5 protein-coding genes are annotated in these 5,068 nt (G+C 69.7%); 4 read left to right on the forward strand and 1 reads right to left on the reverse strand.

What is annotated here, in order from left to right; translation table 11 throughout:
- Together G7A99_RS24945 and adk are read left to right on the forward strand one after the other, a co-directional pair.
- The coding region (locus G7A99_RS24945) for an NRDE family protein (protein WP_205599857.1) at positions 1 to 347 on the forward strand (347 nt) is incomplete at its 5' end.
- A 196-nt stretch (positions 348 to 543) separates the two neighbouring features.
- Positions 544 to 1,200 (forward strand): adenylate kinase, encoded by a 657-nt coding sequence (adk, locus tag G7A99_RS13785; RefSeq protein WP_018717298.1) that lies wholly within the window; start codon positions 544 to 546, stop codon positions 1,198 to 1,200.
- 91 nt (positions 1,201 to 1,291) lie between these two features.
- Here adk and G7A99_RS13790 read toward each other — a convergent pair whose 3' ends face one another.
- Positions 1,292 to 1,753, reverse strand: coding sequence for a DciA family protein (locus tag G7A99_RS13790; protein ID WP_018717299.1), 462 nt, complete (start codon positions 1,751 to 1,753; stop codon positions 1,292 to 1,294).
- Positions 1,754 to 1,857: 104 nt separating this feature from the next.
- On the opposite strand from G7A99_RS13790, the gene secA reads away from it, so the two are divergent.
- On the forward strand, positions 1,858 to 4,584 hold the full coding sequence (secA, locus tag G7A99_RS13795) for a preprotein translocase subunit SecA (RefSeq protein ID WP_163141080.1): 2,727 nt from the start codon (positions 1,858 to 1,860) through the stop codon (positions 4,582 to 4,584).
- A 3-nt stretch (positions 4,585 to 4,587) separates the two neighbouring features.
- Positions 4,588 to 5,068, forward strand: a 481-nt coding sequence (locus G7A99_RS13800; RefSeq protein WP_205599858.1) for a bifunctional ornithine acetyltransferase/N-acetylglutamate synthase, incomplete at its 3' end; no start/stop codon positions are given.

Genomic DNA, 5,068 nt, shown 5'->3' on the forward strand with positions numbered 1-5,068 from the left:
ATGGCCTGAGCAACCACACCCTGGACACCCCCTGGCCCAAGGTCCGGCGGGCCCGTGACGGGCTGGCGGAGTTGCTGGCGGCGGACGCCGTCGACGCCGGCGTGCTTCTCGAGCTGCTTCACGATCGCCGCGGCGTTCCCGACGACGCGCTCCCGGATACCGGTGTCCCGCTGGAGTGGGAGCGCCTGCTGGCACCGGCGTTCATCGTCAGCGAGCGCTACGGGACCCGTGCCTCTAGCGTTTACATCGTCGCCGACGACGGTACCGCGACCTTCGTCGAGCGGCGTTTTGACCCGGCCGGCCGGCCGACGGGGGAGACCCGGGAGGCCTTCCGCGTCATGGGCTGACGGTCGGCGGGCCCGGCGGGCAGGTTACCCGGCGCATCGGCGCGTTCGCGTGGTCCCCCGGGCTGAATTGCGCCCCCCGGGGGCGGGTGATAGGCTCGTTGGCCTCCGTCCGGAGGGTCCCTCCGGACCCGGCCGTCGGGCTTCGCCCCGGCCGCGAGCGAAAACGCCAGCGAGCGACATTGGAGGAGTTCGACTCATGCGCATCATTCTTCTGGGCCCCCCGGGGGCGGGTAAAGGGACTCAGGCGCAGGCCCTGTGCGAGACCTACGGCATTCCGCAGATCTCCACCGGGGATATGCTGCGCGCCGCCGTCAAGGCGGGTACGCCCCTCGGCCAGGAGGCCAAGAAGGTCATGGACAGCGGCGGGCTGGTCTCCGACGAGATCATCATGGGCCTGATCAAGGAGCGCGTGGCCGAGCCGGACTGTGCCAACGGCTTCCTCTTCGACGGCTTTCCGCGCACCATCGCCCAGGCCGACGCCCTGGCGGCGGAGGGCATCCGCATCGACAACGTCGTCGAGATCCAGGTGCCGGACGAAGAGATCGTCCAGCGTATGACCGGGCGGCGCGTGCATCCCGGCTCCGGGCGGGTCTATCACGTCGAGCATAACCCGCCGAAGGCGGCGGGCCGCGACGACGAGACCGGCGAGGAGCTGGTCCAGCGCGACGACGACCGCGAGGAGACGGTCCGCAAGCGCCTGGAGGTCTACCATGAGCAGACCCGTCCGCTGGTCGACTACTATCGCGATCTCGCCGGAAAGGGCGGGCCGGATGCGCCGAAGTACGTGAGCGTGGACGGCCGCGGCAGCGTCGAGGACGTGCAGGCGCGTATCCGCGCCGAGCTCGTCGACTGAGCCCCGATAACGCGGGCGGGCTGCGTCCAGTCCCGCCCGCGTGCGTATTCCGGCCCGGCCCCGTGTCGTGCCGGACGTTCCGGCGGGGCGGCTAGTCCCCGCCCCGGCCATGACTGGCCAGCCGGCGCAGTGCGTCGGCCAGCCGTGGGTCGTCACAGCCCTCGGCGGTGGTCTCCAGCAGGCGGGCGTTCGTGCCACTCAGCCGCCGAGGCGGCGCACGACGGGTGCGCAGTCGCGGCGGCTCGACGGTGATCCGGCACGTACGGGGGCGCTGGTCGATCAGCGATGCGGCGGCCTCCAGCAGCTCCCCCTGCCGGTATCGCAGCTGGGTGGCCCAGATCGGAGAGTGTGCAACCAACGCCAGGGCATCGCGGTCCAACCCGGCGAGGCGCCACTGGCCGTGTAGCTCATCGGGCAGCACGCGCTGGAGCCGGCGTTGCCACCGGGTCGTCTCCCGGGTGCGTGCGCCGAGCCGTTCCAGCACGGTGTTGCCCCGGTGCAGGACCCCGCGCAGGACCTTCGGACGACCGTTGCCGCGCTGATCCGCCGGCATTAGTGACCCTGCTAATGGATGGATGAATACGCTATAGTAGCGCCCTGTCGCGAAGTGGACTACCGCTTTCAGCCCGCACCCATGCCAGCTCGGATGACGTCCATATGTTAGGTGCCATTACCAAGAAGGTCTTCGGCAGTCGCAATGACCGCGTAGTTCGCCGGATGCGCAAGACGGTGCAGCGCATCAACGACCTCGAGGAATCCGTCCAGAAGCTCGACGATGACGCCCTGGCCGGGCGTACCGCGGTGTTCCGCGAGCGTCTCGAGGCCGGCGAGAGCCTGGACGACCTCCTGCCCGAGGCGTTCGCCACCGTGCGCGAGACGGCCCGCCGGGTGCTCGGGATGCGCCACTTCGACGTCCAGCTCATCGGCGGCATGGTGCTCCATGAGGGCCGGATCGCCGAGATGAAGACCGGTGAGGGCAAGACCCTGGTCGCCACGCTGGCCGCCTATCTGAACGCGTTGCCGCGCACCGGGGTGCACGTGGTCACGGTCAACGACTACCTGGCCCGGCGCGACGCCGAGTGGATGGGACGGGTCTATCGCTTCCTGGGCCTGGAGGTCGGGGTCGCGGTGCCGGGAATGGACCCCGAGGACAAGCGCGCCGCCTACGCCGCGGACATCACGTACGGGACCAACAACGAATTCGGCTTCGACTACCTCCGCGACAATATGGCCCTGCGCCTCGAGGAGCGGGTCCAGCGCGGCCGCGGTTTCGCCATCGTCGACGAGGTGGACTCCATCCTCATCGACGAGGCGCGTACCCCGCTGATCATCTCCGGACAGGCGGAGCAGTCCAGCGAGCTCTACCAGCGTATCGACCAGCTCGTGCCCCGCCTCACCCGGCAGGAGGAGGAAGAGGGGCCTGGTGATTTCAGCGTCGACGAGAAGGCCCGCCAGGTCTATCTCACCGAGGACGGCCAGGAGCGCGCCGAGCAGATCCTCAAGGAGAGCGGCCTGCTCAAGGAGGACGAGAACCTCTACGACGCCCGCAACATCTCCCTCGTCCATCATCTGAATGCGGCCCTGCGGGCCCATGCAATCTTCCAGCGCGACGTCCATTACCTCGTGCGCGAAGGCCAGATCGTGATCGTCGACGAGTTCACCGGCCGCGCCATGCCGGGGCGGCGCTGGGGTGACGGCCTCCACCAGGCGGTCGAGGCGAAGGAAGGGGTCGAGATCCAGGCCGAGAACCAGACTCTCGCCTCGATCACCTTCCAGAACTACTTCCGCCTCTACGACAAGCTCTCCGGCATGACCGGTACCGCCGACACCGAGGCGTACGAGTTCCAGCACATCTACGGCCTGGAGGTGGTGGTCATCCCCACCAACAAGCCCATGGTCCGCGAGGACCACCACGACCTGGTCTATCTCAGCCAGCAGGACAAGTACGCGGCAATCCTCGAGGACATCCGGGACTGCCACCAGCGCGGGCAGCCGGTACTGGTGGGCACCACCTCCATCGAGGCCTCGGAGCTGCTCTCCCGGGAGCTGCGCAGTGCCAAGGTCCCCCACGAGGTCCTCAACGCCAAGCAGCACGAGCGCGAGGCGGGCATCATCGCCCAGGCGGGCCGCCCGGGTGCGGTGACCATCGCCACGAACATGGCCGGCCGCGGCACCGATATCGTGCTCGGCGGCAACCTCGACGCGGAGCTCGCCGAGCTCGGCGACGATACCTCCGGGGAGGCCGGGGAGCGCCAGCGCGCGGACTGGCAGGCCCGGCACGACGCCGTGATCGAGGCCGGCGGCCTGCACGTCATCGGCACCGAGCGTCATGAATCCCGGCGCATCGACAACCAGCTCCGCGGCCGTTCCGGCCGTCAGGGCGACCCGGGCTCGACCCGTTTCTATCTCTCCCTGGAGGACAGCCTCCTGCGCATCTTCGCCTCCGAGCGCGTCTCGGGGCTGATGCAGCGCCTTGGCATGGAGGAGGGCGAGGCCATCGAGAGCGGGATGGTCTCGCGGGTGATCGAGAATGCCCAGCGCAAGGTCGAGGGCCACAACTTCGACATGCGCAAGCACCTGCTGGAGTACGACGACGTCGCCAACGACCAGCGCAAGGTGGTCTATCAGCAGCGCGACGAGCTGCTGCGCTCGGAGGACATCTCCGAGACCATAGAGGCGATGCGCGGGGACGTCGTCGAGGCGGTGATCAGCGAGCACATCCGGCCGGGCAGCATCGACGAGCAGTGGGATATCGCCGGCCTCGAGGAGGCCCTCGCCGCGGAGTTCAACGCCCGGCTGCCGGTGCAGCAATGGCTCGACGAGGAGGACGACCTCCACGAGGAGACGCTGCGCGAGCGCATCCAGGAGCACATCGCCGAGCAGTACCGTGAGAAGGAGGCGGAGATCGGCAGCGAGCTCATGCGCCAGGTCGAGCAGAGCTTCCTCCTGCAGGTGCTCGATGCGCACTGGAAGGACCACCTCGCCGCCATGGACCATCTGCGCCAGGGCATCCAGCTGCGCGGCATGGCCAGCCGTGACCCCAAGCAGGAGTTCAAGCGCGAGGCCTTCGCGATGTTCCAGGAGATGCTCGAGGGCATCAAGCGCGAGACCATCAAGATCCTCAGCCACGTTCACGTGCGCTCCGAGGAGGAGGCGCGCGCCGCGGAGGAGGAGCGCCATGCCCGCGAGCAGGCGTCCATGCGGGCCCAGCATGCCGAGGCGAGCGCCATGAGTGACGCCGCCGGCGAGGACGGTGCGGCCGCCGCGGACAGCGGCGAGAGCGGGACGTTCGTGCGCGACGGCCGCAAGGTCGGGCGCAACGAGCCCTGCCCCTGCGGCTCCGGGCGCAAGTACAAGCACTGCCACGGCCGGCTGGCGGGCTGATCCGTGGCGGTCGGTAACGATGCCCTGCCGGTGCTGCATCCGGTCCCCGGCGTGCGCCTCGCCGCCACGGCCGCGGGCGTGAGCAAGCCGAACCGGCGCGACCTCGCGCTCATCGAGCTCGCGCCGGGGGGCAATGCCGCCGCGGTGTTCACGGAGAACCGCTTCCGTGCGGCACCGGTGGTGCTCGCCGCGGCAAACCTCGCGACGACCGCGCCGCGCTATCTGCTCGTCAACACGGGCAACGCCAACGCCGGCACGGGCGAACGCGGTCACGCCGATGCCCGGCGCTGCTGCGAGGCACTGGCGTCCCTGGTCGACTGCACGCCGGAGGCGGTGCTGCCGTATTCCACCGGTGTGATCGGCGAGCCGCTGCCGGTCGGACGCATCGAGGCGGGCCTGCCTGCCCTCGTGGACGGCCTGCGGGCCGACGCCTGGGGGGACGCCGCCGAGGCCATCCTCACCACCGACACCCGGCCCAAGGGGG

It is taken from the genome of Arhodomonas sp. KWT (genome assembly GCF_010993615.1).

Excerpts from the sequence above, each read along its gene's own strand:
- adk (WP_018717298.1), top strand. The coding sequence starts at position 544 with ATGCGCATCATTCTTCTGGGCCCCCCGGGGGCGGGTAAAGGGACTCAG.
- G7A99_RS13790 (WP_018717299.1), bottom strand. The coding sequence starts at position 1,753 with ATGCCGGCGGATCAGCGCGGCAACGGTCGTCCGAAGGTCCTGCGCGGG.
- secA (WP_163141080.1), top strand. The coding sequence starts at position 1,858 with ATGTTAGGTGCCATTACCAAGAAGGTCTTCGGCAGTCGCAATGACCGC.